Below are 26409 nucleotides of genomic sequence, written 5' to 3' on the forward strand. Positions count from 1 at the left end.
CGGTCACCAGGTCACCGGAAGGGCCTCGGGGCCCCGGATCAGCGCACCCCTGCGGAACGGCACCCGGTCCGGCGGCACGGCCAGTCTCAGGTCCGCTACCCGGTCCAGCAGGGCGTCCATCAGCAGTTCCTCCTCCAGCCGGGCCAGCATGCCGCCGGGGCAGTAGTGCGGGCCGAAACCGAACGACACATGCGGGTTGGGACTGCGGGCGAAGTCGATGGTCTCCGGTTCGGGGAAGACGTCCGGGTCGCGGTTGGCGGCCAGGTAGGAGACGTAGACCGCGTCGCCGGCGCGGATGCGGACGCCTTGGATCTCCACGTCCTCCAGGGCGATCCGGGACAGGCCGACCGCGTTGCGGTGCGGGATGTAGCGCAGGAGTTCGTCGATCGCCCGGGGGCGGATCTCCGGCTCCGCGCGCAGCCGCTCCACGAGGTCGGGGCGGGTCAGCAGCAGGTAGAACAGCTGCCCGCTGTTGTTGGTGACCGCCTCGCCGCCGATCTGGAGCAGGACGGCGAGGCCGACGGCCTCCTCCGGGGTCACCTCGCCCCGGCCCACGGCGGCACCGAGGAGCGAGGTGACGTCCTCGCCCGTGCTGTGCCCGCGCCCGCCGATCAGGTCCTGAAAGCAGGCGCTCATCTCGCGCTTCGCCTTCTCGCTGACCTCCTTGCCGTGCGCGGAGGACAGGATCAGCTGGGTCCAGTTGTGCATCTCGTCCCGGTCACCGGGCGGCACGCCCATCAGCTCGCAGATCACCGCGATGGGGAACGGGCTGAGCACCGCACTGGTGAGATCGGCGGGCGCACCGTCCTGGAGCATGCGGTCCACCAGCTCGTCCAGCATGCCGCGCGCCTTGTCCCGCAGCCGCTCCACGCCCTTCGCCGTGAAGGCGGCGGCCACCGAGCGGCGCAGCCGGGTGTGGTCGGGCGGGTCGAGGAAGCCGACCGCGCCCCGGTCGGGGATGAAGTGCGGGGCGAGCCGGGTGACGGGCTTGTCCATCACCGCCTCCCGGCTGAAGCGGGGGTCGTTGGCCACCGCGCGCACGTCGTCGTACCGGGTGACCAGCCACGCCCAGCCCTCGCCGTTGGGCAGACGGACGCGGGTCACCGGGCCCTCCCGCATCAGCTCGGCCAGCACCGGGTCGAAGTCCGTCCCGCTCAGGTCGAGCGCCGGCCAGTGCCGGACCGGGGGCAGGAGCCCGGTGAGGGTCTCCTCGGTCATCGCCCGTCCCCGTTCGAGGAGGCCCAGCGGCCCACCGTCATCTCGGCGGTGATCCCGGGGCCGAACCCGGCGAGCAGTCCGCGCGCCCCGTCCTCGGCGCCGCCCTCGTCGAACAGCCGGCGCAGTGCGTCCAGGACGACGGCGCTGGCGATGTTGCCGTAGTCGGTGAGCGTGGCCCGGCTGAACCGGAACGCGTGCGGCTCGACCTTCAGGAACTTGCTGAGGTCGTCGAGTATTCGGGGGCCGCCCGCGTGGATGATGTAGAAGTCCAGGTCGGACGCGTCCCAGCCGTGCAGGCCCGCCAGGTCCTTGAGCGCCGGGGCAAGCGGTTCCATGGTCGTGGGGACCCGCTTGTCCAGCAGGAAGTGGAACCCGGTGGCCCGGACGTCGTACGCGATCCAGTCCTCCGTCTTCGGGATCAGGTACGAGCCGTTGCGCTCCAGCCGGACGCCCGTGCCGCCCTGCCCGCGCACCACGGCGGCGGCGATGCCGTCACCGAACAGGCCGTTGGAGAGCAGCGAGCCGATGCCGAGGTCGGTGGGCTGGTAGCACAGCGAGCAGAACTCGCAGGCCACGATCAGGGCGTTGGCGTTCGGGTAGGCCGAGCAGAAGTCGTGGGCCCGGTTGATCGCCGCACCGCCGGCCGCGCAGCCCAGCTGGGCGATGGGGAGCTGCCGGGTGGTGCTGTCGAAGTCCATCTCGTTGATCAGCCACGCCGTGAGCGAGGGCATCATGAAGCCCGTGCACGAGACGTAGATGATCACGTCGATGTCGCTGGTGAGCAGCTCGGCGTCGTCGAGCGCGCGCTGGATCACCGCGGGGACCCGGGCCTTGGCCTCGGCCTCGTAGAGCTTGTTGCGGTCCTCGAAGCCCGGGTGCTCGAGGGTCTCCTCGATGGGCTGCACGAGGTGCCGGGTCTTCACGCCCGTGTTCTCGATGAGCCGCAGCGCGAGGGGCAGTTGAGGGTGGTCCTCGTGGCGGGAGCGCGCCAGCTCCAGCGTCTCCTCCATCGTGATCACGTGCTCCGGGACCGATACCGAGGGTCTGCACAAAGTCGCCATGAACCGTCCCTGCTTTCCGCGTGCCGGCGGGCCTTCGCCCACCGGTCCGTAGGTGGTTCACCTCTGTGGGTGCTCCACCCACCGTCACCCGGGAGGCCCACGATCTCTCGTTGGACTACTCCGAATCGGGGACACCGGATACGGCGACCAGGGGAAATTCCGCCGCCGGTCGAGGGAAAACATCGGGCCGGCCGTTACGACGGCCAGGCAGGGCGGCCGGAGGGCGGGGCGGCCGGGGGCCGCGGTGGGCGCGGGAGCGGCTCACGCTCCCGCGTCCGGCAACACGTGGGCGGCCCTACGGCGCCCCGCTGCTGTGCGCGATACATGCCACGTCGATCCGGTCCGCCAGCTTCGCGAGCTCGATGGTCAGAGCGGCGACCGTGTCCTCGTCCAGCCGCTGCTCCCCGGCGTCGACGAGGTGCAGCCACCGCGCGCCCACGGTCCGCAACAACTTACTCACGTCGGCCGCGGCCACCTGCAAGGTACCGCGGTCGTCGACGATCAGAGGCAGGGTCACTTCGCGGTTCACAGAACGGGATGTTAGCCGCGTGGCGCTCACGCACCCTGCCAAACCGTGGTGATGTTGCAGAACTCCCGGATTCCGTGCCCGGACAGCTCACGCCCGTACCCCGACCGCTTGACCCCGCCGAACGGGAACGCCGGATGCGAGGCGGTCATCCCGTTCACGTACACGGCACCGGCCTCCAGGTCCCGCGCGAACCGGTCGACCTCGCTCTCGTCCCGCGTCCACACGTTGGAACTCAGGCCGAACATGGAGTCGTTGGCGATGAGGACCGCCTCGTCCAGGTCACCGGCCCGGTACAGCGTGGCGACCGGTCCGAACGTCTCCTCGCGGTGGACGCGCATCTCGCGGGTGATGCCGGCGAGCACGGTCGGCGGGTAGTACCAGCCGGGCCCGTCGGGCCGCTGCCCGCCGCACAGCACCTCGGCGCCGCCCCGCCGCGCGTCGTCGACCAGCTCCTCCAGATCGGTCCGCCCCCGCTCGCTGGCGAGCGGCCCCACCTCGGTGTCCTCCTCCAGCGGGTCGCCGACCCGCAGGGCCCGCATGCCGGCGGCGAACTTCTCGGCGAAGGCGTCGTAGACGTCGGTGTGGACGATGAACCGCTTGGCGGCGATGCAGGACTGCCCGTTGTTCTGCACCCGCGCGGTCACCGCGACCTCGGCCGCGCGGTCCAGGTCGGCGGAGGGCATGACGACGAAGGGGTCGCTGCCGCCCAGTTCCAGCACCGTCTTCTTGATCATCTCCCCGGCGGTGGAGGCGACCGCCCGGCCCGCCGGCTCGCTGCCGGTCAGGGTGGCGGCCTTCACGCGCTCGTCGCGCAGGATGTCGTCCACCGCCGCGGAGCCGATCAGCAGCGTCTGGAAGCAGCCTTCCGGGAAGCCCGCCCGGTGGAACAGGTCCTCCAGGTACAGGGCCGTCTGGGGCACGTTTGAGGCGTGCTTGAGCAGGCCCACGTTGCCGGCCATCAGAGCGGGCGCGGCGAACCGGATCACCTGCCAGAGCGGGAAGTTCCAGGGCATCACGGCGAGGACCGGGCCGAGCGGGCGGTAGCGCACCCGCACCCGGGAGGCGCCGGAGTCCCGCACGTCCTGCTCGGGCGGCTCCTCGTCGGCGAGCAGTCCCTCGGCGCGCTCCGCGTACCAGCGCATGGCCTTGGCGCACTTGGCGGCCTCCGCCCGCGCCTGCCCGACCGGCTTGCCCATCTCGGTGGTCATCACCCGGCCGATCTCCTGCCGGTCCTCGTCCAGCAGGTCGGCGGCCCTGGTCAGCAGCCGGGCACGCTCGGCGAACGTGGTCGTGCGGTAGGTGCGGAACGTGGCCTCGGCGAGCTGGAGCCGGCGTTCCAGCTCCTCCTCGCCCATGGGCTCGTACATCTTGAGCGTCTCGCCGTTCGCCGGGTTCACCGTCGCGATGGGCATGGCCGACCTCCCTGGGAGCGGGCTTCTTCCGACCTTCGCGCGCGGCAGGGCCGACCGCAACGCGTGGTCGCCTCTTCAGCCCGAGTGCTCCGCCAGCCGGTCGAGAAACGCGGCCTGCGCCGTGACGATCACCGCACGGGCCCGGTCCGGACCGAACCACGCCACCCGGTCCAGCTCCGGGAACTCCTGCCTGCGGCCGGACCTCGGCGGCCACTCCATGGTGAAGGTGCCCGGGACGATCGTCCCCGGGTCGAGGTCCCCCTCCACCGCCCACGCGGTGACGATCTTCCCGTTGCGCTGCACGACCTCGCCCAGCGGTACGGCCTCGCCGTCGGGCGGCGCGATCCCCAGTTCCTCCCGGAACTCCCGCCGGGCCGCCTCCCAGGCCGGTTCGTCCGGCCCGTACTCACCCTTGGGCACGGTCCACGCGCCCACGTCCTTCTTCGCCCAGAGCGGGCCGCCCATATGGCCGAGCAACACCTCCGGGCCGTCCTCGGTGTGCCGGAACACCAGTAGTCCCGCACTGCGCTTCGTCGCACGCACCGTCACGGTGTGACCTCCGGGTGGGCCGCCAGCAGGGCCTCCACGGTATCGGCCTCCTCCGGACGCTTGTCCTCCCGGTAGCGGACCACGCGGGCGAAGCGGAGGGTCACACCGGCCGGGTAGCGGGAGGAGCGCTGGAGACCGTCGTAGGCGATCTCCACGACGAGTTCGGGGCGCACCCGGATCACCCAGCCCTCGTCCTCGACGGCCAGCTCCCGGAGCCGTTCGGTCTGCCAGGCGAGCATCGCGTCGGTCATGCCCTTGAAGGTCTTGCCGAGCATCGTGAAGGTGCCGTCCGGGTTGCGGGCGCCCAGGTGGAGGTTGGAGAGCCGGCCGGTGCGGCGGCCGTGGCCCCACTCGGCGGCCAGGACCACCAGGTCCAGCGTGTGGACGGGCTTGACCTTGAGCCAGGAGGCACCGCGCCGGCCCGCGCTGTACGGCGCGTCCAGTGCCTTCACCACCACACCTTCGTGGCCGCGGGCCAGGGTGTCGGCGAGGAACCGTTCCGCCTCCGGGATGTCCGGCGGCCCCGAGGCCACCGTCCGGCGTACCCGCATGGGCTCGGGCACCAGCCGGGCCAGCTCCGCGTGCCGCTCGGCGAAGGACAGGTCGAGCAGGTCGCGGCCGTCGACCGAGAGGGCGTCGAAGAAGACGGGGGAGACCGGGGTCTCCTCGGCGGCCCTCGCCACGTCCGTGCGGGAACCCACCCGGCCCGCCGTCTCCTGGAAGGAGCGGGGCCGCCCACCGGCGTCGAACGAGATCACCTCACCGTCCAGGATGAACCGCTCGCCCCGCAACTCCAGCGCGGAGGCGACCACTTCGGGCAGCCGGCCGGTGATGTCGTCCAGGGTCCGGGTGTGGATCCGTACCGTGTCGCCGTCCCGGTGGACCTGGACCCGGATGCCGTCCAGCTTCTCCTCCACCGCGCAGACACCCAGCTTCTCCACCGCCTCCGCGACCGAGGAGGCGCTGTGCGCCAGCATGGGCAGCACCGGGCGGCCGACGGTGAGCCGGAACGCCTCCAGCGCCCGGGGGCCCTCGCCGAGCAGTGCCCGGGCCACCGCCTGGAGCGAACCCGCGAGCATCACGGCCCGCCGTACGTCCGCCGGGTCCGCGCCGGTCGCGCGGGCCAGCCCTTCCACCGCGACCGCGTCCAGCGCGCCCTGCCGGACCTCGCCGCTGAGCAGGCCGAGCAGGAAACGCTGTTCCGCCTCCGTCGCCGCGCCCATCAGCTCGCCGACGATCCGGGCCCGCTCCGCCTGGGAGCCGGGCCCGGAGACCTTGCCCAGCTCGGTGAGCCGGGCGTCGACCTCCTGGACGGTGAGCGTGGGCTCGGCCGCCGGCGGGACCGGGCGGCTCAGCACCCTCCAGCCGACCCCGAGCCGGCCCTGTGGCAGGCGTCCGGCCAGGTAGGGGATGACGATCGGCACGTCGTCCGCCTCCGCGTCGCGGAACAGCTCCGCGAGCAGCGCGGTCTTGCGGGACCGGGCCGCCGTCGCGGCGACGTCCCGGGACACCTCGGCCAACCGGGTCAGCAGCATGCAGTCATGGTGCACCGCGGGTGCGCACCCCACACCCGGACGGCCGCACCGGGTACGGCGAGGAGCGGACGTGACTCGAGCGTCACCCCGCCGGCCGCCCGGCGCCCGTCGTGCCGTATTGACAAACACCCTTGCCGAACCTGCAATACGGGCATGAGCACCGACGACGTCCTCGCCGAGGTGGGCCCCCGGCTGCGGCGGATCCGCAAGGAGCGGGCGGTGACCCTGGCGGCGCTGTCCGAGGCCACCGGCATCTCCGTCAGCACCCTCTCCCGGCTGGAGTCCGGCCTGCGCAGGCCCAGCCTGGAGCTGCTGCTGCCCATCGCCGAGGCCCACCAGGTACCGCTGGACGAGCTGGTCGGCGCCCCGCCGGCCGGCGACCCCCGGGTGCGGGCCGAGCCCGTCCAGCGCAACGGCCGCACGTTCTGGCCGCTGACCCGCCAGCCCGGCGGCCTCCAGGCCTACAAGGTGCGCGAACCGGAGCGCAGGCAGGCGCCGGAACCGCGCACCCACGAGGGCTACGAGTGGCTGTACGTGCTGTCCGGGCGGTTGCGGCTGGTGCTCGGCGAGCACGACGTGGTGCTGGCGGCGGGGGAGGCGGCGGAGTTCGACACGCGCGTGCCGCACTGGTTCGGGTCGACGGGGGAGGGGCCCGTGGAGTTCCTCAGCCTCTTCGGGCCGCAGGGCGAGCGCATGCACGTCCGGGCGCGGCCGGCCCGTACGTGACGCACCCGACTGTTCCCTGATCGGCAAGCGACCGCTTAGTATGCGGTCGGACCCGGTCAGACGAAGCAGTCCCGTGGAGGCCCCGCATGCAGGCATGGCAAGTGCACGAGAACGGCGAGCCCGGCGAGGTGATGCGCCTCACCGATGTGGAGCCGCCCACGCCGGCCGACGACCAGGTGCTGCTGCGGGTGCGCGCCGCCAACATCAACTTCCCGGACGCGCTGCTGTGCCGGGGCCAGTACCAGGTGCGCCCGCCGCTGCCCTTCACCCCGGGCGTGGAGATCTGCGGCGAGACCGAGGACGGCCGGCGCGTGCTCGCCAACCCCGCGCTGCCCCACGGCGGTTTCGCCGAGTACGCCCTCGCCGACGCCCGCGCCCTGCTCCCCGCGCCCGACTCCCTGGACGACGCCGAGGCCGCAGCGCTGCACATCGGCTACCAGACGGGCTGGTTCGGCCTCCACCGCCGGGCCCGCCTGGAGGCGGGGGAGACCCTGCTGGTGCACGCCGCCGCCGGCGGTGTGGGCAGCGCGGCCGTACAGCTCGGCAAGGCCGCCGGCGCCACCGTGATCGGTGTCGTGGGCGGCGCGGACAAGGCCGCCGTCGCCCGCGGGCTGGGCTGCGACGCGGTGGTCGACCGGCGTGCCGAGGACGTCGTCGCCGCCGTCAAGGAGGCGACCGGCGGCCGGGGCGCCGACGTGATCTACGACCCGGTAGGCGGGGCCGCCTACACGCAGTCCGCGAAGCTGGTCGCCTTCGAGGGCCGGATCGTCGTCGTCGGCTTCGCCAGCGGCACCATTCCGAGCCCGGCCCTCAACCACGCCCTGGTGAAGAACTACGCCATCCTCGGCCTGCACTGGGGCCTGTACAACACCAAGAACCCCGAGCTGGTCCGGCGCTGCCACGAGGAACTGACCGAGCTGGCCGCCCGCGGCGCGATCAAGCCGCTGGTGAGCGAGCGCGTGCCCCTCGCCGAGGCGGCGCACGCCGTGCAGCGGGTCGCCGACGGAAGTACCACCGGCCGGGTGGCCGTCGTCCTGGAGAAGGGAGCCGCCGCATGACCGGCACCGATGAACTGCGCCGCCGCACCCAGCAGTTGCTGGCCCAGTACCCGCCCGCGACCACCGACCGCCTGGACTTCCTCCGGGCCCGTTTCGACGCCGGACTGGCCTGGGTGCACTACCCCGAGGGCCTCGGGGGGCTCGGTGCCCCGCGGTCCCTCCAGGGCGTCGTCAACGCCGAACTGGAGGCCGCCGGCGCCCCCGACAACGACCCCCGGCGCATCGGCATCGGCCTGGGCATGGCCGCGCCGACGATCCTCGAGTACGGCACCGAGGAACAGAAGCGGCGCTACCTGCGGCCCCTGTGGACCGGGGAGGAGGTCTGGTGCCAGCTGTTCAGTGAACCCGGCGCCGGTTCCGACCTGGCCGCGCTCGGCACCCGGGCGGTGCGCGAGGGCGACGAGTGGATCGTCAACGGGCAGAAGGTGTGGACGTCGAGCGCGCACGTCGCCCGCTGGGCCATCCTCATCGCCCGCACCGACCCGGACGTGCCCAAGCACCAGGGCATCACCTACTTCGTCTGCGACATGACCGACCCGGGCGTCGAGGTCCGGCCGCTGCGCCAGATCACCGGCGAGGCCGAGTTCAACGAGGTCTTCCTCACCGACGTCCGCATCCCCGACACCCGCCGCCTCGGCAGGGCCGGTGACGGCTGGCGGGTCGCGCAGACCACCCTCATGAACGAGCGTGTCTCCATCGGCGGCATGGCCGTGCCCCGCGAGGGCGGCATGATCGGCCCCGTCGCCCGCACCTGGCGCGAACGCCCCGCACTGCGCACCCACGACCTGCACCAGCGCCTGCTGCGGCTGTGGGTCGAGGCCGAGGTCACCCGGTTCACCGGCGAACGCCTGCGCCAGCAGCTCGTCGCCGGCCAGCCCGGCTACGAGGGCTCCGGCATGAAGCTGGCCTTCGCCCGCCTCAACCAGGAGATCAGCGGCCTCGAAGTCGAACTCCGCGGCGAAGAGGGCCTGTTGTACGACGACTGGACCATGCGCCGCCCCGAACTCGTCGACTTCACCGGCCGGGACGCCGGATACCGCTACCTGCGTTCCAAGGGCAACAGCATCGAGGGCGGGACCAGCGAGGTCCTGCTGAACATCGTCGCCGAGCGCGTCCTGGGCCTGCCCGCCGAGCCGCGCACCGACAAGGACGTCGCCTGGAAGGACCTGGCCCGATGAGTACACAGCCGGATCTCCTCTACTCCGAGGAGGAAGTGGCGCTGCGTGCCGCCGTCCGTGACCTCCTCACGGACCACTGCGCCCCGGCCGACGTGATCACCCGCACCGAGTCGGACACCCCGCACGACCTCGCCCTGTGGAAGCTGCTCGCCGACGGCATGGGCCTGGCCGGCCTGCTGGTGCCCGAGGCGCAGGGCGGCCAGGGCGCCTCCGCCCGTGAAGCCGCGGTCGTGCTGGAGGAACTGGGGCGGGCGGTCGCCCCCGTGCCGTACCTCACGAGCGCCGTCGTGGCCACCGAGGCCCTGCTCGCCTGCGCCGACGAGGAGCTGCTCGGCCGGCTGGCCTCCGGGCGGACCATCGGCGCCCTCGCGGTCGGACTGCACCTCGCCCCGGACGCCGCCTTCGCGACCGTACGCGCCGAGAACGGCACCCTGCACGGCGAGCTGACCGGCATCGCGGACGCGGCCGTCGCCGACGTGCTGCTCGTCCCGGCCGACGACGGCGGCCTGTACGCCGTGACCGCCGACGCCGTGACGGTCACCCCGCAGGTCGCCCTGGACCTCACCCGTCCCCTGGCCACCGTCACCCTGGCCGGCACGGCCGGCCGCCGGGTCGGCGACGCCGGACCCGCCGTACGCCGGGCTCTGCGCGCCGCCGCCGGACTGCTCGCCTCGGAGCAGCTAGGTGTGGCCGACTGGGCGCTGACCGAGACGGTCCGCTACCTCAAGGAGCGCAAGCAGTTCAACCGGCCGGTCGGCGGGTTCCAGGCGCTCAAGCACCGGCTCGCCCAGCTGTGGCTGGAGGTCGTCCACCTCCGGGCCGCCGCCCGTGCCGCGGCGGACGCCCTCGCCACCGGCGAGGACACCGACGTGACCGTGGCCGTCGCCCAGGCGTACGCCGCCCCCGTCGCCGTCCGCGCCACCGAGGAAGCGGTGCAACTCCACGGCGGCATCGGCATGACCTGGGAACACCCCGCCCACCTGCACCTGAAGCGGGCCAAGGCCGACTCCCTCGCCTACGGCACCGCGGGCGCGCACCGCTCGGCGCTCGCGGAACTGGTCGATCTCCAGGGGCCCTGACCGGCGGGCGCCGGGCGCGCAGTGCCCCGCGGGACACGTGAACAGAGGGCGAACTCCCTGACGGGTGGGGCCTGTTGGTGAGATGCCGACCGCATACTCCCTTCGGCCCCATCCGGCATCCCCAGGGAGGCAGCACATGGCCCTCACCACCCACCGCAGAGCCCTCACCACCCTCGGCGCCGCCCTCACGGGCATGTTCACCCTGCCCGCGCATCCCGCGTCGGCCGGTGCGCGCCGGCACCGCCCGCGCCCGCTGCGGCACGCCCATGCCCACAACGACTACGCCCACCCCCGGCCCCTGTACGACGCCCTCGACCATCGCTTCGGCAGCGTCGAGGCCGACATCTTCCTCGTCGGCGACCAGCTCCTCGTCGGCCACGAAAGCTCCGAACTCGACCCTTCCCGCACCCTCGAATCCCTCTACCTCGACCCGCTCGCCGCACTCGTCCGGGCGAACGGCGGCAGCGTCTACCGGGGATGGCGCCGGCCGCTGCACCTCCTCATCGACATCAAGACCGAGGGTGCCTCCACCTACCTGGAACTCGACCGCCACCTGCGCCGCTACCCGCACCTGTGCACGCGGTACGCACACGGCCGCGTCCACCCCGGCCCCGTCACCGCCGTCATCTCCGGCGACCGCGCCGCCCGCACCCCCCTGGAGGGGCAGAGCGAACGCCGTGCCTTCTACGACGGCCGGCTCGACGACCTCACCGGCACCGCCCCCGCCTCCCTCATCTCGCTGATCAGCGACAACTGGACACAGAACTTCACCTGGACGGGCGAGGGCGCGTTCCCGGACGCCGAGCGGGAGAAGCTGCGCGGCATCACCGGCACCGCCCACGCGCAGGGCCGGCAGGTCCGCTTCTGGGCCACCCCCGACACGCCCGGTCCCGCCCGGGACGCGCTGTGGACGGAACTGCTCGCCGCGGGCGTCGACCAGCTCAACACCGACGACCTCGCCGGCCTGGAGGCCTTCCTCGACGCCCGCCCTTCCGGGTGACACCACACGAACGGCGGACACGTCAGCGACCCGGACAGACCCTCCGCTACGCCACACTTGCGGCCGAACGCCGCACATGGGGCGTGGCGGAGGAGGTTCTGATGGCCATTTCCATCTCTGTGGTGCTGCTGCTCCTGATCCTGGCCGTGATCTTCATGCGCAACGGCGCGCTGAAGGTGTCCCACGCCCTGGTCTGCATGATGCTCGGCTTCTACCTGGCCAGCACCAGCATGGCGCCCACCATCCACAGCGGGCTCACCGCGACCGCCGACCTGGTGAGCAGCCTGCGGCCCTGAGTCACCCGGTGGAGAAGACGCCGATGCCGTTCGGCACCGGACGTTCGGCGCCACCGCTCGGGTGGTTGCGGACCGACACGGCGCCGGCACCCGTGGCGCGGGTGACCAGCTCGGTCGAGCCGCCGCCGTCGAGGTTGAAGGCGGCGGAGGCGCCCAGCGACCGCATGGTGTCCGCCTCCTCCGCGACGGTCAGGCCGCCGCGGTGGTCCGCGGCACCGTCCAGCGCCAGGAGCAGCAGCTGCTGTCCACCGCCCTTGTACCCCACGGCCGTGCGCACCGCCGAGGTGACGTCGTCCAGCCCGGACAGCGGCGCGCCGCCGCGCAGCACCGGGAAGCCGCCGATCGCGAACGTGTACGGCACGCCGGACGAGGCCGCCACCAGGCTGCGCCTGACGTGCACCGGGTCCCCGACCGACAGCGTGCGCAGCTGCCGCGCGCCCTCCTCCCGGCCCACCAGGACCGTGGTGTCCGCGGGGATCGCGCCGCTGCCCGGAGCTCCGGCGACGGAGGCCACCCGGCCGGCGCGCACCTTCACCTCGTAGGTCTCGTCGCTGCACGGCGCCGACCGCTGGGTGTCGGTGCCGCACACGGCCCGCGCCCGGGAGGCGCTGCCCCACTTCGCGGTGAAGGCGCCGACCGAGTTCACCGGCAGCGCGTACTGGTTGAGGCCCTTGAGGGCCAGCCGGCCGTCCGGTGTGCCGACGGTGCCGGCCAGGGAGAGCCGGTCCAGCCGGGCCCGCCGGTCGGCGCCCACACCGAAGACGTCCTGCGTGCTCGTCCCGGGGGGCAGCGCCGGACCGAACCGCTGGCCCCCGGGCACCGCCGCCTTGAGCACGTGCCCGGCCGCGATCGCCGGTCCGACGGTCGCGCCGGTGGCCTGCACGCCCGGATGCTGCGTCTCGGTGATGTGGAAGAAGTCGCCGTTGACGCCCGCGACCGCCCCGGCCGAGTCCGCCAGCTGCGAGACGGTGGCCCGGGCCGCCACCGCCCCCGGATACAGCAGGTCGACCCGGACGTGCGGGTTGGCCAGGTCGACCGTGAGCAGGTGGGCGCGGGCCTCGCCCGCGCGGGCGTCGATGTCGAACTGCCGGTAGGTCACACCCGGCGCGATCCGCCGGTCCGCCGGGGCCGCCACCGCCGGGGGCGCGGCCGCCGGGGCCGCCACCGCCGACGCCGTACCGGCCAGCACGCCGAACGCCGTGACCGTCGTGAGAACCGCTCTGCCCGCTGCCGAACGCCTGCGACGTCTCGTCACCGTGCCTCCCGATGTCTCGTCAACTGTCCCTCGGACAAGGGCAGTGCACCAGACTCGGGCGGCCGACGGGCCGACTAGGCGTCGACTACGCGAGAACGGGTGAGGAAACGCACCCCCTCGGGTGCCTCCAGCGAGAACCCGCTGCCCCGCCCCGGTACGACGTCCACGATCAGCCGGGTGTGACTCCACACCTCGTACTGACTGCGCGACATCCAGAAGGTGACCGGCTCCTCGACGCCGTCCACGGACAGCTCCACAAGCAGCACGTCCGAGCCGCCGGTACGGAACTCGCCGTCCGGATAGCACATGGGCGCGCTGCCGTCGCAGCAGCCGCCGGACTGGTGGAACATCAGCGGACCGTGCTCGGCGCGCAGCCGGCGCACCAGCTCCGAGGCCCGCGGGGTCAGTTCGACGCGGGGTGCCGCGGCGCGGGGGACGTCGTCTTCCATGTCACCGTCCTGGACAGCGGGGGCCGTCGTACCCGGCCCAGTCTCACGCCCAGTCAGCCAACCGTCCAAAGGCGTCCTTGTCCGCCGGGACGGGACAGCGGTGGCCCGGCACGTCGACCACCCTGCCGTTCGGCTCCCGGACGACCGGACGTCGGGCACGAGACGGCGTACCCGCGTGACCCGGCTCCCCGGGTGGCCGGCGGCGACGGACGAGCGGCCGGCGTGGTCCCGGCGGCCGGCCGGCAGGACGGGGTCATACACGCTCCGTTCCTCCGCCCGCCCGAGCCGCGGCTCCTTCCGACGGGCGAACACCCGCTCCGGGACGAGGCCCTGGCCGCCGTCGACCGGGACCTGGCAGTGACCCCTGCCCGACCGGCGTCCGCTGTGCCTCGTCGCCTACCCGGGCGAGCCGGAGCGCGTTCTACGTGGCCATGGCGGACGGCACCATGCACGGCAACCCGCTGGAGCGGTCGTCGACCGCCGCCGGAGCCCTCCTGGATGTCGCCGGGGCGGCCCAAGCCACCGTCATGGAGTCGCGGTGGCCGGCGTGGCCGGTGTGCACCCTCCACGCACTCGGGATGCACGTGGCCGACGACGCCGGACGCACCTCCTGGTGGTGCGGCGGGACCGGCGGACCGGACGGCCCGGGACACGTCCGCGCGGCGGTGGGGAGATGGACACGGTCCGCCGCCCGCGCCGCCCGAACCGCAAGCGCCGCGAGGAACACACGCCACGCGGACCCCACTGACACCTGCTCCGAAGCCGGCCGCGGCCGGCTTCGGAGCAGCCCCGTGGGCCGCGTCAGTCCGTGGGCCCGCGCCGTCCGCGCCGCCCGTGGCGGCCCCCGGCCAGCAGCGGCAGCAGCGACAGCACCACCACCAGGGCGACCAGCGGCAGCAGGTAGTCGTCGACGTGCGGCACGGACGCACCGAGGACATAGCCGGCGAGGACCAGCGTCTGCGACCACAGCACGCCGCCCACGGTCTGCCACAGGGTGAAGGCCCGCACGGGCACGCCCAGGGCGCCCGCCACCGGGTGCACGACCGTGCGCAGTACCGGCACGAACCGGCCGATCACCAGCGCCTTGCCGTGGCCGTAGCGCGCCAGCAGCTTCTCCGCCCGCGCCGCCGCGTCCTTCACCCGCCGGCTGGAGGTGCGCGCCAGCAGCGCCCGCCCGCCGTGCCGCCCGATCAGGTATCCCACCTGGCCGCCCGCCACCGCCCCCACCGCCGCGCACACCAGCACCTGCCACAGCTCCAGACGCGCCGGCTGCTCGGCACTGCCCGCGCACAGCACCCCGGCCGGGAACAGCAGGGTGTCACCGGGCAGGAAGAAGCCGACGACGAGCAGACCGGACTCGGCGAAGACGACCGCCAGGACGCCCAGCGCGCCGAAGGCGGCCAGTACCGAGGCGCTGTTCGTCGGGTTGACGGCGATCACCGGCCGAGCCTCCTGGCCTCGCAGGGACCTGTTCCGTCCACCAGCATCGCCTGCCCGGCACGGCCGTGCGCGTCAGCCGGCCCGGCGGAACGTGCTCGGCCGGTCGCATAGAACGCAGATCCGAAAGCAGGACAATGTGTCAAACGCCTCGACGGAAGGGACATCGGCAGGGAAACTGTCCTCAACGGACGTTCCTCCGCGCTCCGTTGCCCGACCGACGCAGGCGTGGAGGACGGCCGTGTCGCGTGCCCCGGGGAGGGGGAGACCCCGACAGGGCGAACGACGCGCGAGATCACCCACCAGGCCACGGGCGGTCGACACCGACCGGCCCGGTGCGGCCTGCCGAACCCAGACCTGACTGTTCATGACAGACGGAGGACGTCTTGAGGAAAGCTGTCCGTCAATGGCTGGCGCGTTCCACCGGTGCGACGGCCGCGGCGCTGCTGCTGGCCGGGTACACGGCCGGTGCCACGCACGCCGCCGACCAGCACGGTCACGACATGAACATCACCGCGCACTTCGCGGCGACCGTCGCCGCGGACCCGGACACCGTGACCTGCGGGGGTTTCGACGTGACCGCGCAGGGGCGCGCCGCCGGCACCCCGATCGGCGGCAACGGCACATGGCAGGACCAGGAGAAGGCCTGCACGCTGAGCCTTCCCGGCCAGTACGACATCAACGGGACGGCGGTGATCGGCTCCGGTGACGGCGACCGGATCACCCTCGGCTACCACCTCACCGCGCCGCTCACGGAGGACCCCGTCGTCCACCCGTCCGGCACCTACTGGATCATCAGCGGCACCGGCGCGTACGCGTCCGCCACCGGTGGCGGACGAATGAACTCCGTGGTCGACCTCCACGACACCTCGCACGTCTCCACGAGCCTGCACGGCACCCTTTACTAGGGTCTTTCGTTCGTTCCTACTAGGGTCTTACGTTCAGATCTGGCCGGATCAGGGAGCGGGGTCCGGTGCCGTGCGTCGCAGGGCGGAGGAGGGCGCCACGGCGGAGCCATGGCCACCGACGACGACGCGGCGGTGGGGGCACCTCCCCCGCGCGCGAAGCCGACAGTGGGGGAGCGGTGCCGGACCCCGCGAGCCCGGCATGATCCGAACGTCAGGCCTCAGCGACGAACGAAGGCGGCGGGCGGCAGGTGACGCCACCGGCCCGCCGCCTGCCGCCAGGGCTCCTCGGGCGGCCCCGGCCTGTCGTCCGGGACTCCCGGACGGCAGCCGTGGTACGACGCCGGAGCACCTCCTGACCGCGCACCTCCGAGGGGCCGCCATGAAGAGCACGATGCAGGACCGTCCACTGCTCGTCCGCGACATCCTCGGTCACGGGCAGCGCGTCTACGCGGACAGCCAGGTCGTGCGCTGTGCCGACGGACCGGCCGCCCGTTCCTCGCAGTCCTTCGCCGGCATCGCAGGCCAGGCCGAGCGGCTCGCCGCGGCGCTGCACCGGCTGGGCGTGCGCCCCGGTGAGCGCGTGGCCACGCTGGCCTGGAACACCCCCGAGCACCTCGTGGCGTACTTCGCCGTACCGAGCATGGGCGCGGTGCTGCACACCCTCAACCTCCGGCTGCACCCCGATCAGTTGGGCTACATCGTCGAGCACGCCGAGGACGCCGTCCTCCTGGTCGACGCGACCTTGCTGAAGGCACTCACCCCGCTCCGGGACCGGCTGGGCGGCGTCCGCGACGTCGTCGTCATCGGCGACGCGCCGGAGCCGGACCTGCCCGGACACATCGCCGTGCACCGCTGGGACGAGCTGCTGGCGGCCGAACGGCCCGGCTTCGCCTGGCCCGACCTGGACGAGCGGGAGGCGGCAGCGCTCTGCTACACGACCGGCACCACCGGCCATCCCAAGGGCGTGGCCTACAGCCACCGGTCGATCTTCCTGCACACGCTCGGCGTGTCGTCCGGCGCCGGATTCGCGATGCACGACGGTGACCGGATCCTGCCGATCGTGCCCATGTTCCACGCCAACGCCTGGGGCTGGCCGTACGCGGCCTGGCTGGCGGGCGCCGACCTGATCATGAACGGGCGGCTGCTGCACCCCCCGGAGCTGGCCCGGATCATCGACGAGGAGCGGCCCACCGGGGTGGCGGCGATCTGCACGATCTGGAACAGCCTGGTGCGCCACGGTGAGCACCATCCGCTGGACCTGAGCGGCGTACGGCTCGCCGGCTGCGGCGGTGCCACCCCACCGCGTGCCCTCCTCCAGCAGCTGAAGGACCGCTACGGCGTCCGGCTGAAGCAGGGCTGGGGCCTGACCGAGACCAGCCCGCTGGCCACCTTCGCGGTCCCGCCGCACGGCACCCCCGACGAGGAGGAGGTCGACTGGCTCGCCAAGAGCGGCCGGCTGATGCCCTGCGTCGAGGTGCGGCTGATCGCGGAGGACGGCACCGAACAGCCGTGGGACGGCACGTCGGTGGGCGAACTGGAACTGCGCGGGCCCTGGGTGACCGGCTCCTACTACAACACCCCCGACTCCGCCGAGAAGTTCCACGACGGCTGGCTGCGCACCGGCGACCTGGGAGTGATCGAGCCGGGTGGCTGGGTGGTGGTCAGCGACCGGCTCAAGGACGGCATCAAGAGCGGCGGCGAGTGGATCTCCACCATCGAGCTGGAGAACGCGATCATCGAGCATCCCGCGGTGCTGGAGGCCGTCGTGGTCGGTGTCCCCGACCCGCGCTGGGAGGAACGCCCGCTGGCCTGTGTGTCGTTGGTGCCGGGCGCCGACATCGGCGTCGATGAGCTGCGGGAGTTCCTGGCCGGGCGGGTGGCCCGCTGGTGGGTCCCGGAGCGGTGGTCGTTCGTGGACGCGGTGCCCAAGACCAGCGTGGGCAAGTACGACAAGCGGTCGGTGCGCGCCATGTACGCGGACGGTGCCCTGCGCGTCTCGGCCCCGTCGCAGGTTCCCGGGCCGCCGGCCGAGCGGTGAGCGCCGCTGTGGGCCCCGGCCGTCCGGGGCCCGCAGCGGCCGGGGGAGGAGCCCGCGCGGCCAGGGCTCAGGAGGAGCCCCGGCCGCGCGGCCGCTCACCCCGGCACGCCTCAGGCGGACACCCGTCGGGCCGCCTCGGCCAGCAACTCCCGCTGTCCTTCCGGATCCAGACCCAGTTCCCGTACGAGGCGGAAGGTCAGCAGCAGCCGGGCCTGGAGCACCGTCTCGGGGTTCACGTGCCCCCCGCCGGAGGCCTCCCCGCCGTGCAGTCCCTCGGTGACCAGGCTTTCGAGGAACGCCGGGGGGAAGTCCTCCGCGCCGGCCTCCAGCGAGCCGAGCACGCCGGCGACGTAGCCGCTGACCTGCTCCGGTGCCGCGCCCTGTGGGAACCGGCGGCGGACCGCCAGTGCGAACGCCGCACCGACCGCCTGCCCGTAGTGCGGGTCGGCGGGGTCCAGGGCGGTGGACTTCTGCGCGAACCCGATGAAGTCGAAGGCCAGCAGTGCTCCCAGGACGTCGAGTTCGGTGACGGTGACCGTGGTCATGCGGGCTCGCCTTTCGCAGCGGGGGAAGTGGCCGGAGTGCCGCGGGCGGCGGTGACCGCCGCGGCCGCGATGCGTTCGGCGTCCCGGCCGACGAAGCCGAGCAGCGCCGAACCGCGGGTGCGCATCCGGTACAGGCCCAGGTAGTAGCTGCCGGGCAGCGCGCCCACGCCCTCCGTGTGCCGGGGCTGCCCGGCCTCGTCGAGCATCGCCGGGTCGAGCCAGCTCCAGTCGGTGCGGTAGCCGGTCGCCCAGATCACCGCGGACGGCCTGAGGCGCTCGCCGTCCGCCACCAGCAGCTCGGTGCCCCGGGCCGCGGTGATCCGGCCCACCGTCCGGATACGGCCGGCCGCGACCAGCGCGGGCACCCGGTCGCCGACGACCGGATCCGGTGCCCGCATGCTCACCGGCATGCTCATCACGCCGAGGACGCTCATCCACCAGAACATGTCCCGCCCGACGACGGTCTGCGGCAGCGCCGGTGAGACGGTGTCCCCGCAGCTGAGCACCACCCGGTGGGTGCCCGCCAGCTCCACGGCTATCTGCCGCCCGGAGTTGCCGTCCCCGACGATCACCACCGTGCCCGGCGGGACCTGCGCCGGGCCGCGGTAGTCACCGGTGTGCAGGGACCGTACGTCCGGGGCGAGCGCGGCGGCGAACTCCGGGATCCGCGGGGTGCCGAACGCGCCGGTCGCGATGACGACCTGGCCGGCCCGGCAGTCACCGTGCGCGGTGGTCAGCAGATAGCCGTCGCCGTCCCTGCGCAGGGCCAGCACCCGGTGGCCGGGCAGCACCGGAAGCCCGAACCGCCTCGCGTACTCCCGCAGATACGCGGCGACCTCGTCCTTGCCTGGGTAGCGCGCACCGGGGCCGGGGAAGGGCAGACCCGGCAGCGCGGAGAACCGCGCGGACGTGAACAGCCGCAGCGACTCCCACCGCCGCTGCCATGTCTCGCCGACCGCGCTCCCGGCGTCGAGCAGCACGCAGGGCACGCCGGCCTGCCGCAGGTAGTAGCCCACGGCGAGCCCGGACTGGCCCGCCCCGACGACGGCGACCGGCACGGTGGCCGGCAGCGCGCTCATCGGGTCTCCCCGGCGACCGCGCGCGGGCGGTGGCCGCCGACCGGGCGGGCCGGGACCGGACCGCCGCGCAGACCGGTCAGGACGACGGCGGACGCGGCGGCACACACCACGGCCGCGACCCACATCGCGGCGTGCAGCCCGGTCAGGAACGCGCTGTCGGCGTCGGCCACCACGGCTCCGCGCACGCCCGGCGGAGCGTGCACGACCGCCCGCAGCGTGCCGCCGAGGGACGTCCGCGCCCCGGCGGGCAGTCCCCCGGCCGCGCCGCCCAGCGAGTGCCGGTACACCGACCCCAGGACGGAGCCGAGCACCGCGACACCGAAGGCCGTACCCAGATGCCGCACCGTGTTGGCGACGGCGGACCCGGCGCCGGCCTTCGCGGGCCGCACCGCCGACATCGTCGCCGCCATGCCCACCGCGAACGTCGCCCCGAAACCCAGCCCGAACAGCGCGTGCACGGCCTCGAAGGCCCAGACCGGGGTGGTGGCGTCCACCACCGCGTAGAAGACGCAGCAGGCGGCCATCAGCAGCCCGCTGCCGCCCAGGGCGACCGCGGGCCCCCAGCGGGCGATCAGCCGGGTGGCGGCGGCGCCGGACACCGTCGAGCCGACCGCGAGCGGCAGCGTCAGCAGCCCGGCCTGCACGGGCGTGAAGTTCCGCAGCTGCTGGAGGTAGAAGGAGAGGATGTACGTCGCCCCGGTCGCGACGAAGAACGAGGCGGCCAGCGCCGCCGCGCCGATCGCGAACCGCCGGTCGCCGAACAGCGACGGGTCGAACGCGGGCCGGTCCCGGCGGCGGGCGGCCCGCACCATCACGGCGAGCAGGACCAGGCCCAGCAGGACCGGACCGAGCACGACCCCCTCCAGCCAGCTGTTCTCCTCACCGCCCTCGATCACTCCGTAGACGAGGGCGCCGACACCGCCGACCGACAGCAGCACCCCGGTGACGTCCACCCGGGGAGCGCCGGAGCCACGGTTCGCCGGCACCAGCACGCCGACCATCGCCAGCGCGACGACCGCGAAGGGCACGTTGACCAGCAGCAGCGTCCCCCACCAGAAGGCGGACAGCAGCGCGCCGCCGACGACCGGCCCGGCCGCGATGCCGATGCCGGCCGACATCGACCAGTAGCCGATGGCCCGGGCCCGCTCCCCGTCGGGGAAAACGCTCGCGATCACGGCCATCGTGCAGCCCGGCACGACGGAGGCGCCGACCCCCATCACGGCCCGCCAGCCGATGAGTTCGGCCGGGCTGGGTGCCCACGCGCCGGCGAGGGACGCGCCGAGGAAGACCACGAGGCCGGCCAGCAGCACCCGCCGCCGGCCGAACCGGTCACCCAGGATGCCCGCGGTGAACAGCAGCGCGGCGAAGGTGAGCGTGTAGGCGTCCATCGACCACTGCAACTGGGCGTTGGACTCGCCCAGTCCGCTCTGGATCGACGACAGGCCCACGGTCATCACCGTGTTGTCGATGGTCGCGATGAACATCATCAACGCCATCGCGCCCAGTATCAGCCACCGTTTGGGGTCGGCGGCCTGATCAGTTCGCATTTCGGTTGTCCTCACTCCTTGGACCGGACCCGCCGGACCCGCAGGTCCCGTCCGGGGCGGACCGGCCGGGCCGCCGGTGAGACGGCCCGGCCGACCGGTCAGTTGGCGTCGAGTGCCCGGCGCAGCTCGCCGGCCAGCACGCGCAGCCCCTCGCCGCGCATCACCGTGTAGTGGTCGCCCGGAACGTCGACGAGGTCGGCGTCACCGGGGAAGTACGCCATCCAGCGCGACGCGGTCTCCGCCGTCGCACCGCCGTCCGCGGCCCGCAGCGCCAGCACCCGTCCGGCGAAGGCGCGGGGCGAATGGCGCAGCAGAGCCCGGTAGTTGGTCCGGAACCGGGTGAGGATACGGCTCAGCGTGCCGAGGTCGACATCGTCCGACAACGCCCCCGCCGCGCACGCCTCGCTGTGCAGCACCTGCACGGGCGGGCGGCCGTCGAACGCCTCGGGCGGCAGCTCCCAGTCCACGCCGGCCAGTCCCGCCAGGTCCCGGGCGAACCAGGACAGCAGCACCTCGTCGGTGACGGGTGCGCCCTCGGCCGGCCCGGGCGGCTCCAGCAGATCCACCACGGCCAGCAGGTCCACCTCGGCGCCCGCCGCGGTGAGCTGGGCGGCCGTCTCCAGGGCGATCACCCCGCCCATCGACCAGCCTCCCAGCCGGTACGGGCCCTCGGGCAGCGCCTCGCGGATGGCCGCCGCGTAGTGCGCGGCCATGTCCCCGACGCTGAGCAGTTCGGCGTCCGGCGTCTGGATCGCGTAGAACGGCTGGTCCTCACCGAGGAGTTCGGCGAGTTCCGCGTAGCAGAGCACGTCACCGCCGACCGGGTGCACGAAGACCAGCGGGGGTCGCGAGCCGGTGGTGCGTACCGGCACCAGTGCCGTGCGGCCACCTTCACCGCTGTCGGCCTCCCGCACCGCCCGGGCGAGCAGTTCGATGGTCGGCCGGGCGAAGAGGGTGGACAGCGGCAGGCTGCGGCCCAGACCGCGGGCGATCCTGGCCATCAGCCGCACCGCGAGCAGCGAGTCACCGCCGAGTTCGAAGAAACCGGCGGTCACCCCGACCTCGGCCATGCCGAAGAACTCCGCCCAGATCTCCGCCAGCCGGCGCTCCACGTCGTCGCGGGGCGCGACGAAGCCGGTGCCTTCGGCGGCCACCTCGTCCGGTGCGGGCAGCGCCGCCCGCAGGACCTTCCCGTTGTCGCTCAGCGGCAGTTCCTCCAGGACGAGGATCCGCTGCGGCACCAGATACCGGGGCACCGTACGGCGCAGCGCCTCGGTGATCCCGGCCTCGGTGTCCTCCCGCCCGTCGTCGAGGACGACGTAGGCGATCAGCCGCTTGGGGCCGTGCTGTTCGCCCGCCGCGACGACCGCCGCGGCCCGCACCCCCTCGCACTGGGTGAGGGCGGCCTCCACCTCGCCCAGCTCGATCCGGTACCCCTGGATCTTCACCTGGCAGTCCTGCCGGCCGAGGAACTCGATGGTGCCGTCCGGCAGGAAGCGCCCCAGGTCACCGGTGCGGTACAGCCGTTCACCGGTGACCGGGTGGTGCACGAAGGCGGCCCGGGTCTTCGCCTCGTCGTTCAGGTACCCGCGGGCCAGACCGACACCGGCGATGTAGAGGTCACCCGGCACCCACACCGGGCAGGGCCGCATCGCGCCGTCGAGGACGTGGAAGCGCTGGTTACGCATCGCCCTGCCGTAGGGAATGCTCACCCAGTCCTCCCCGACCTGCCCGATCGGCTGGCAGATCGACCAGATGGACGCCTCGGTGGCGCCGCCGAGGCTCCACTGCTCGGCGTCCGGCAGCAGCAGCCGGATCCGGCCGGGCAGCGTCACCGGGATCCAGTCCCCGCTCATCATCACCAGCCTTACCGGCAGCCCGGTCAGCCCGTTCGCGAGGGCGTGTTCGGTGAACATCTCCATCAGCGCCGGCACGCTGTTCCACACGGTCACCCGGTGCTCGGCGACGAGTTCCGCCCAGCGGGCCGGCTCGCGGTGCGCGGACGGCTCCGGCAGGACGAGCGCGCCGCCCACCGACAGCAGACCGAAGACGTCGTAGACCGACAGGTCGAAGTTCAGCGCGGACAGCCCCAGCGCCCGGTCCGTCGCGGTGACGCGGTAGCGCTCGTTGACGTCGACCACCGTGTTCAGGGCCGCGCCGTGCTCGATCATCACACCCTTCGGCAGCCCGGTGGAACCCGAGGTGAAGATCACGTAGGCGAGGTCGGCGGGTCCGGCGCCGCACGGGCCGAGCGGCCGGTCGTCACCCTCGTCGTCGGCCCGCACCACGGTCCTGGCCACGCCCCGCGGCCACACGGCGGTGTCCTCCACCCACGGCTGGGTGACGACACGGCTGATCCCGGCGCTGTCCAGCAGCACCCGCAGCCGCTCGGCGGGCACCCCGGCGTCGATCGGGACGTACGCCGCCCCCGCCCGCAGGATGCCGAGCGCCGCGACGACCTGCTCCCAGCCCTTGTCCATCACGATGGCCACCAGGTCGCCGGGACCGGCTCCCTGCGCGCGCAGCCGGTGCGCCACCTGGTTGGACCGCCGGTCGAGACCGGCGTACGTCAGTGTCAGCGCCGGCGTGATCACCGCGGGCTCGTCGGGCCGCGACGCGGCCTGCGCGAGGACCCCGTCGTGCAACAGCCCGGCCGGTACGGGCCCGTCGGTGGCGTTGGCCGCGTCCCGCACGTCCAGATCGGCCGCCGGGACGAGAACGGGCACGGGCCGCTGCCAGGCCCCCGGGTCCCGCGCCAGGTCGTCCAGCAACCGCAGATAGGCGGCGAACATGGCGTCGACGCAGCCCGCCGGGAACAGCTCCTCGATCACGTCCCAGTTCAGGACCAGTTCACCGGCCTCCTCCACCGCCTGGTGGTCCAGCCACACCTGCGGGGTGCGGACCGAGCTGCTGACCTGGCGGCCGTTCTCCCCGATCCCGGCCAGATACTGCACGACACCCCGCCGCTCGGTGTCCTGCTGACCGGCGAAGTTCACCAGGCTGGTGAAGACGACCGGCGCGGCGGCCCGCACCGATCCGCCCCGGGCCCGGTTCAGTTCCCTGAGCACCTGCACCCCGCTGACCTGGCTGTGCTCCATGTCGCTCCACAGCCGGCGCTGCACCTCTTCGGCCCGGCCGGCGAACGTGTCGGTGGCCGCGTCGCGGATCTCCAGCAGCAGGGTGGTGGAGAAGTTGCCGATGACGTCACCGACCTGCGGGTGCAGCGGCAGGCGGTTGAAGAACAGCAGGTTCAGCGAGAAGTCGGGGGTGGCGCTCCACGCCGCGATGACCTGCGAGTACGCCGTGCACAGGGCCGCGGACGCGCTGACCCCGGCCGCCGCCGCGTGCCGCTTGAACCGGGACCAGTCCCGGCTCGACAGGGTCGCCCCCCGGTGGTGGAACACCGGCCGGTCCAGACTCGACGGGTCGACCGCCAGGGGCAGTTGCGGCGCCGGCGGCAACGTGTCGAGCCGGTCCCGCCAGTAGGCCAGCGCCCGGTCGTACTCGGGCCCGCTCTCCAGGGCACGGGCCTGCCGGACGTAGTCCCGGTAGCGCAGCCGCAGTTCGGGCAGACTCTCACCGCGGTAGTGCGCGGCCCACTCCTTGAACAGGATCGACGTGCTGAAACCGTCGATGACGAGGGCGTCGAAGCCGGCGTGCAGCCGGACCACCCGGTCGTCGACCCGGGTCACCCGCACGTCGAACAGCGGCCAGCGGGCGGTGTCGAACACCTGCCGCCGCATCTCCTCGTGGACATCGGTCAACGCGGCCTCGCGCCCGGCCGGGTCCAGCGCACGGACGTCGTTCTCCCGGATCACGTAGGCCGGCACGTCCCGCAGCACACGCTGTTCGCCCTCGGGCGTGAAGACCGCCCGCAGCATGTCGTGTCGTTCGATCATCGCCCGGAAGGAGGCGGCGAGGCGGTCGGTGTCCACGTTCTCCAGGTCGATCTCGATCTGGAAGTAGGTGGAGGTGCCGCCCAGTTCGAAGACGTCACCACGGCCGACGAGGTACGCCTGCTGAAGGTCGGTGAGCCCGAACGGCTCGTAACGCTCCGCGTCCTCGGCCCGGGGCTCGGTGCCGGCGACCTCGGCGGCCCGCCCGGCTGCCGCGTCGCCGTCGGCTTCGTGGTCACTCCCGGCTTCCTGGTCACTCCCGGCTTCGTGGTCGCTCTCCGCTTCGGCCGCGGTGCCGAGGGCGCAGAGGATGTCGTCGGTGATGTCGTCGCCGCCGCGGCCGTTGAGGAACGCCGTCATCGGCAGCAGCACGTCGAACCGCCGGCTCAGGGCCAGCCGGATCTTCATCGCGATCAGTGAATCGAGACCGAGCGCCTGCAACGGCTGGCGCCCGTCGAACCGGGCCACCTCCATACCCAGCGCCTGCGCCACGGTCCGTGCCACGTACGCCCGCACCGTCTCGGGCGTGAGGGCGGGCACTTCTTCGGCCACGCCTGCCGGCTCGGCAGCGGGGGCCGTCAGGTCCACGGTCCGCGCGCGCGGCCCTGGCACCACCCCAGACGTGGGTACGGCCGTGGGTTCCGCACCGGGCCGGGCAGCGGCCGGAGCGAACCGCACACCGTCGGCCTCGGCCACCAGCCGCCCGTCTGCCGCGACGAGCCGGACACGCGCCCGGGCGCCACCGTCGAACAGCTCCGCATGACAGCGCAGACCGTCCCCGGGGCCACCGCGGCGGTAGTGGACGAAGCGGTCCAGCCCGACCGGCACGAGGGCCGGTCCGCCCACGGGGAAGCAGGCCAGCGCGGTGTGGAACATCGCGTCGACCAGCCCGGGGTGCAGCAGATAGGGCTCCGCCTCACCCGACACGGCGGCCCGGATCACAGCCGTGGCCTCGTCCCGGCCGAGCCTGATCCGCTCCACCCAGCGGACGGACGAACCCAGGTACAACGCACGCTGCCACAGCAACCGGTACAGCTCGTCCCCGCTCAGCTCCCGGCCCGACTCCACCACCGCGAGCGCCACCGTCGGCGCGGCCGGCGCACCCGAGCGGACCTGCCCCTCCGCGTGCAGCCGCCAACCACCGGCCGCGTCCTGCGCGTAGTACCGGAACGCCCCTTCGTCCACGACGAGCTGGACGGCGCGTTCGGTGAGCGCCGACGGGTCGGCGCCGGCCGGGGCGAGCACCAGATCGAGCGGCAGCTCCAGCTCCTCGACGGACACCGGTCCCGGCCCGGCCAGTTCGGTGACCGCCTCGATCGCCGACGCCAGGAACACCCCGGCACCGACCACCGGCCGTCCCCCGACCACGATGTCACCGAGGCAGGGATGCGCCGCCGGGTCGAGTCGGGCCGCGAACTGCGCCTGCGCCAGCGGCGACGGCAGCCGTACGCCCAACAGACGTACCGGCTCCACCGGTTGCCCCTCCGGGCGCGGCCCGCTCACCGTGACGACGGCAGGATCGGGGGTGAGCCAGTAGTGCTGGTGTTGGAAGGGGTAGGGGGGTAGTTCGGTGGGTTTGGTGTGGTAGGGGGTGAGGAGGGTTTGCCAGTCGAT

At 73.4% G+C, this 26409-nt stretch carries 21 protein-coding genes; 8 read left to right on the forward strand and 13 right to left on the reverse strand.

Annotated elements, in window-relative coordinates; genetic code table 11:
• Positions 1–3 precede the first annotated feature (3 nt).
• From AB0F03_RS25680 to AB0F03_RS25705, 6 genes are all read right to left on the reverse strand, one after another.
• Complete coding sequence (locus tag AB0F03_RS25680) at positions 4–1218, reverse strand: cytochrome P450 (RefSeq protein ID WP_361995954.1); 1215 nt, start codon at positions 1216–1218, stop codon at positions 4–6.
• Entirely contained in the window at positions 1215–2279 is a 1065-nt protein-coding gene (locus AB0F03_RS25685; protein WP_361995955.1) for a type III polyketide synthase, read from the reverse strand. The genes AB0F03_RS25680 and AB0F03_RS25685 overlap by 4 nt, the downstream gene beginning before the upstream one ends.
• Before the next feature lie 295 nt (positions 2280–2574).
• Positions 2575–2808, reverse strand: a complete 234-nt coding sequence (locus AB0F03_RS25690) for a DUF6213 family protein (protein ID WP_361995957.1) — start codon at positions 2806–2808, stop codon at positions 2575–2577.
• A 26-nt stretch (positions 2809–2834) separates the two neighbouring features.
• On the reverse strand, positions 2835–4220 hold the full coding sequence (locus AB0F03_RS25695; protein ID WP_361995959.1) for an NADP-dependent succinic semialdehyde dehydrogenase: 1386 nt from the start codon (positions 4218–4220) through the stop codon (positions 2835–2837).
• Positions 4221–4295: 75 nt separating this feature from the next.
• Complete coding sequence (locus AB0F03_RS25700; RefSeq protein WP_361995961.1) at positions 4296–4769, reverse strand: NUDIX domain-containing protein; 474 nt, start codon at positions 4767–4769, stop codon at positions 4296–4298.
• A complete protein-coding gene (locus AB0F03_RS25705) occupies positions 4766–6304 on the reverse strand; it encodes an ATP-dependent DNA ligase (RefSeq protein ID WP_361995963.1) in 1539 nt (512 codons plus the stop codon). The genes AB0F03_RS25700 and AB0F03_RS25705 overlap by 4 nt, the downstream gene beginning before the upstream one ends.
• Before the next feature lie 153 nt (positions 6305–6457).
• On the opposite strand from AB0F03_RS25705, the gene AB0F03_RS25710 reads away from it, so the two are divergent.
• From AB0F03_RS25710 to AB0F03_RS25735, 6 genes are all read left to right on the forward strand, one after another.
• The gene (locus tag AB0F03_RS25710; protein ID WP_361995965.1) at positions 6458–7030 is read left to right on the forward strand and encodes an XRE family transcriptional regulator; all 573 of its coding nucleotides are present in this window, start codon (positions 6458–6460) and stop codon (positions 7028–7030) included.
• A gap of 86 nt (positions 7031–7116) precedes the next feature.
• A complete protein-coding gene (locus AB0F03_RS25715; RefSeq protein ID WP_361995967.1) occupies positions 7117–8088 on the forward strand; it encodes an NADPH:quinone oxidoreductase family protein in 972 nt (323 codons plus the stop codon).
• Positions 8085–9266, forward strand: a complete 1182-nt coding sequence (locus AB0F03_RS25720) for an acyl-CoA dehydrogenase family protein (RefSeq protein WP_361995969.1) — start codon at positions 8085–8087, stop codon at positions 9264–9266. The genes AB0F03_RS25715 and AB0F03_RS25720 overlap by 4 nt, the downstream gene beginning before the upstream one ends.
• Entirely contained in the window at positions 9263–10345 is a 1083-nt protein-coding gene (locus AB0F03_RS25725; protein ID WP_361995971.1) for an acyl-CoA dehydrogenase family protein, read from the forward strand. Before AB0F03_RS25720 ends, AB0F03_RS25725 begins: the two co-directional genes overlap by 4 nt.
• A 136-nt stretch (positions 10346–10481) precedes the next feature.
• Positions 10482–11345 (forward strand): phosphatidylinositol-specific phospholipase C/glycerophosphodiester phosphodiesterase family protein, encoded by an 864-nt coding sequence (locus AB0F03_RS25730; protein ID WP_361995973.1) that lies wholly within the window; start codon positions 10482–10484, stop codon positions 11343–11345.
• Positions 11346–11446: 101 nt separating this feature from the next.
• The gene (locus tag AB0F03_RS25735) at positions 11447–11641 is read left to right on the forward strand and encodes a hypothetical protein (protein WP_121790007.1); all 195 of its coding nucleotides are present in this window, start codon (positions 11447–11449) and stop codon (positions 11639–11641) included.
• 1 nt (position 11642) lies between these two features.
• Here the strand turns inward: AB0F03_RS25735 and AB0F03_RS25740 are convergent, their stop codons facing one another.
• From AB0F03_RS25740 to AB0F03_RS25750, 3 genes are all read right to left on the reverse strand, one after another.
• The gene (locus AB0F03_RS25740; protein ID WP_361995975.1) at positions 11643–12896 is read right to left on the reverse strand and encodes a phosphodiester glycosidase family protein; all 1254 of its coding nucleotides are present in this window, start codon (positions 12894–12896) and stop codon (positions 11643–11645) included.
• Positions 12897–12970: 74 nt separating this feature from the next.
• On the reverse strand, positions 12971–13345 hold the full coding sequence (locus AB0F03_RS25745) for a DUF779 domain-containing protein (protein WP_361995977.1): 375 nt from the start codon (positions 13343–13345) through the stop codon (positions 12971–12973).
• Positions 13346–14146: 801 nt separating this feature from the next.
• A complete protein-coding gene (locus AB0F03_RS25750; RefSeq protein ID WP_361995979.1) occupies positions 14147–14785 on the reverse strand; it encodes a DedA family protein in 639 nt (212 codons plus the stop codon).
• A 383-nt stretch (positions 14786–15168) separates the two neighbouring features.
• Between AB0F03_RS25750 and AB0F03_RS25755 the strand changes: the two genes are divergently transcribed.
• Both AB0F03_RS25755 and AB0F03_RS25760 read left to right on the forward strand, forming a co-directional pair.
• Positions 15169–15690, forward strand: a complete 522-nt coding sequence (locus AB0F03_RS25755; protein WP_361995981.1) for a hypothetical protein — start codon at positions 15169–15171, stop codon at positions 15688–15690.
• Positions 15691–16069: 379 nt separating this feature from the next.
• Positions 16070–17728 carry a long-chain fatty acid--CoA ligase gene (locus tag AB0F03_RS25760; RefSeq protein ID WP_361995983.1) on the forward strand — a complete coding sequence of 553 codons (1659 nt, stop codon included), beginning with the start codon at positions 16070–16072 and terminating at the stop codon, positions 17726–17728.
• Between the two features lie 110 nt (positions 17729–17838).
• Here the strand turns inward: AB0F03_RS25760 and AB0F03_RS25765 are convergent, their stop codons facing one another.
• The 4 genes from AB0F03_RS25765 to AB0F03_RS25780 all read right to left on the reverse strand — a co-directional run bounded on the left by AB0F03_RS25765 (position 17839) and on the right by AB0F03_RS25780 (position 26268).
• Positions 17839–18273 (reverse strand): hypothetical protein, encoded by a 435-nt coding sequence (locus tag AB0F03_RS25765; protein WP_361995984.1) that lies wholly within the window; start codon positions 18271–18273, stop codon positions 17839–17841.
• Complete coding sequence (locus tag AB0F03_RS25770; RefSeq protein WP_361995986.1) at positions 18270–19352, reverse strand: NAD(P)/FAD-dependent oxidoreductase; 1083 nt, start codon at positions 19350–19352, stop codon at positions 18270–18272. Before AB0F03_RS25770 ends, AB0F03_RS25765 begins: the two co-directional genes overlap by 4 nt.
• The gene (locus AB0F03_RS25775; RefSeq protein WP_361995987.1) at positions 19349–20899 is read right to left on the reverse strand and encodes an MFS transporter; all 1551 of its coding nucleotides are present in this window, start codon (positions 20897–20899) and stop codon (positions 19349–19351) included. Before AB0F03_RS25775 ends, AB0F03_RS25770 begins: the two co-directional genes overlap by 4 nt.
• Positions 20900–20997: 98 nt before the next feature.
• On the reverse strand, positions 20998–26268 hold the full coding sequence (locus AB0F03_RS25780) for an amino acid adenylation domain-containing protein (RefSeq protein WP_361995989.1): 5271 nt from the start codon (positions 26266–26268) through the stop codon (positions 20998–21000).
• Positions 26269–26409 lie beyond the last annotated feature (141 nt).

The organism is Streptomyces sp. NPDC028722 (assembly GCF_040637655.1).
Classification (GTDB): Bacteria; Actinomycetota; Actinomycetes; order Streptomycetales; family Streptomycetaceae; genus Streptomyces.

Excerpts from the sequence above, each read along its gene's own strand:
- AB0F03_RS25705 (WP_361995963.1), bottom strand. The coding sequence starts at position 6,304 with ATGCTGCTGACCCGGTTGGCCGAGGTGTCCCGGGACGTCGCCGCGACG.
- AB0F03_RS25695 (WP_361995959.1), bottom strand. The coding sequence starts at position 4,220 with ATGCCCATCGCGACGGTGAACCCGGCGAACGGCGAGACGCTCAAGATG.
- AB0F03_RS25680 (WP_361995954.1), bottom strand. The coding sequence starts at position 1,218 with ATGACCGAGGAGACCCTCACCGGGCTCCTGCCCCCGGTCCGGCACTGG.
- AB0F03_RS25765 (WP_361995984.1), bottom strand. The coding sequence starts at position 18,273 with ATGACCACGGTCACCGTCACCGAACTCGACGTCCTGGGAGCACTGCTG.
- AB0F03_RS25735 (WP_121790007.1), top strand. The coding sequence starts at position 11,447 with ATGGCCATTTCCATCTCTGTGGTGCTGCTGCTCCTGATCCTGGCCGTG.
- AB0F03_RS25730 (WP_361995973.1), top strand. The coding sequence starts at position 10,482 with ATGGCCCTCACCACCCACCGCAGAGCCCTCACCACCCTCGGCGCCGCC.
- AB0F03_RS25715 (WP_361995967.1), top strand. The coding sequence starts at position 7,117 with ATGCAGGCATGGCAAGTGCACGAGAACGGCGAGCCCGGCGAGGTGATG.
- AB0F03_RS25760 (WP_361995983.1), top strand. The coding sequence starts at position 16,070 with ATGAAGAGCACGATGCAGGACCGTCCACTGCTCGTCCGCGACATCCTC.
- AB0F03_RS25710 (WP_361995965.1), top strand. The coding sequence starts at position 6,458 with ATGAGCACCGACGACGTCCTCGCCGAGGTGGGCCCCCGGCTGCGGCGG.
- AB0F03_RS25775 (WP_361995987.1), bottom strand. The coding sequence starts at position 20,899 with ATGCGAACTGATCAGGCCGCCGACCCCAAACGGTGGCTGATACTGGGC.
- AB0F03_RS25685 (WP_361995955.1), bottom strand. The coding sequence starts at position 2,279 with ATGGCGACTTTGTGCAGACCCTCGGTATCGGTCCCGGAGCACGTGATC.
- AB0F03_RS25770 (WP_361995986.1), bottom strand. The coding sequence starts at position 19,352 with ATGAGCGCGCTGCCGGCCACCGTGCCGGTCGCCGTCGTCGGGGCGGGC.
- AB0F03_RS25720 (WP_361995969.1), top strand. The coding sequence starts at position 8,085 with ATGACCGGCACCGATGAACTGCGCCGCCGCACCCAGCAGTTGCTGGCC.
- AB0F03_RS25745 (WP_361995977.1), bottom strand. The coding sequence starts at position 13,345 with ATGGAAGACGACGTCCCCCGCGCCGCGGCACCCCGCGTCGAACTGACC.
- AB0F03_RS25725 (WP_361995971.1), top strand. The coding sequence starts at position 9,263 with ATGAGTACACAGCCGGATCTCCTCTACTCCGAGGAGGAAGTGGCGCTG.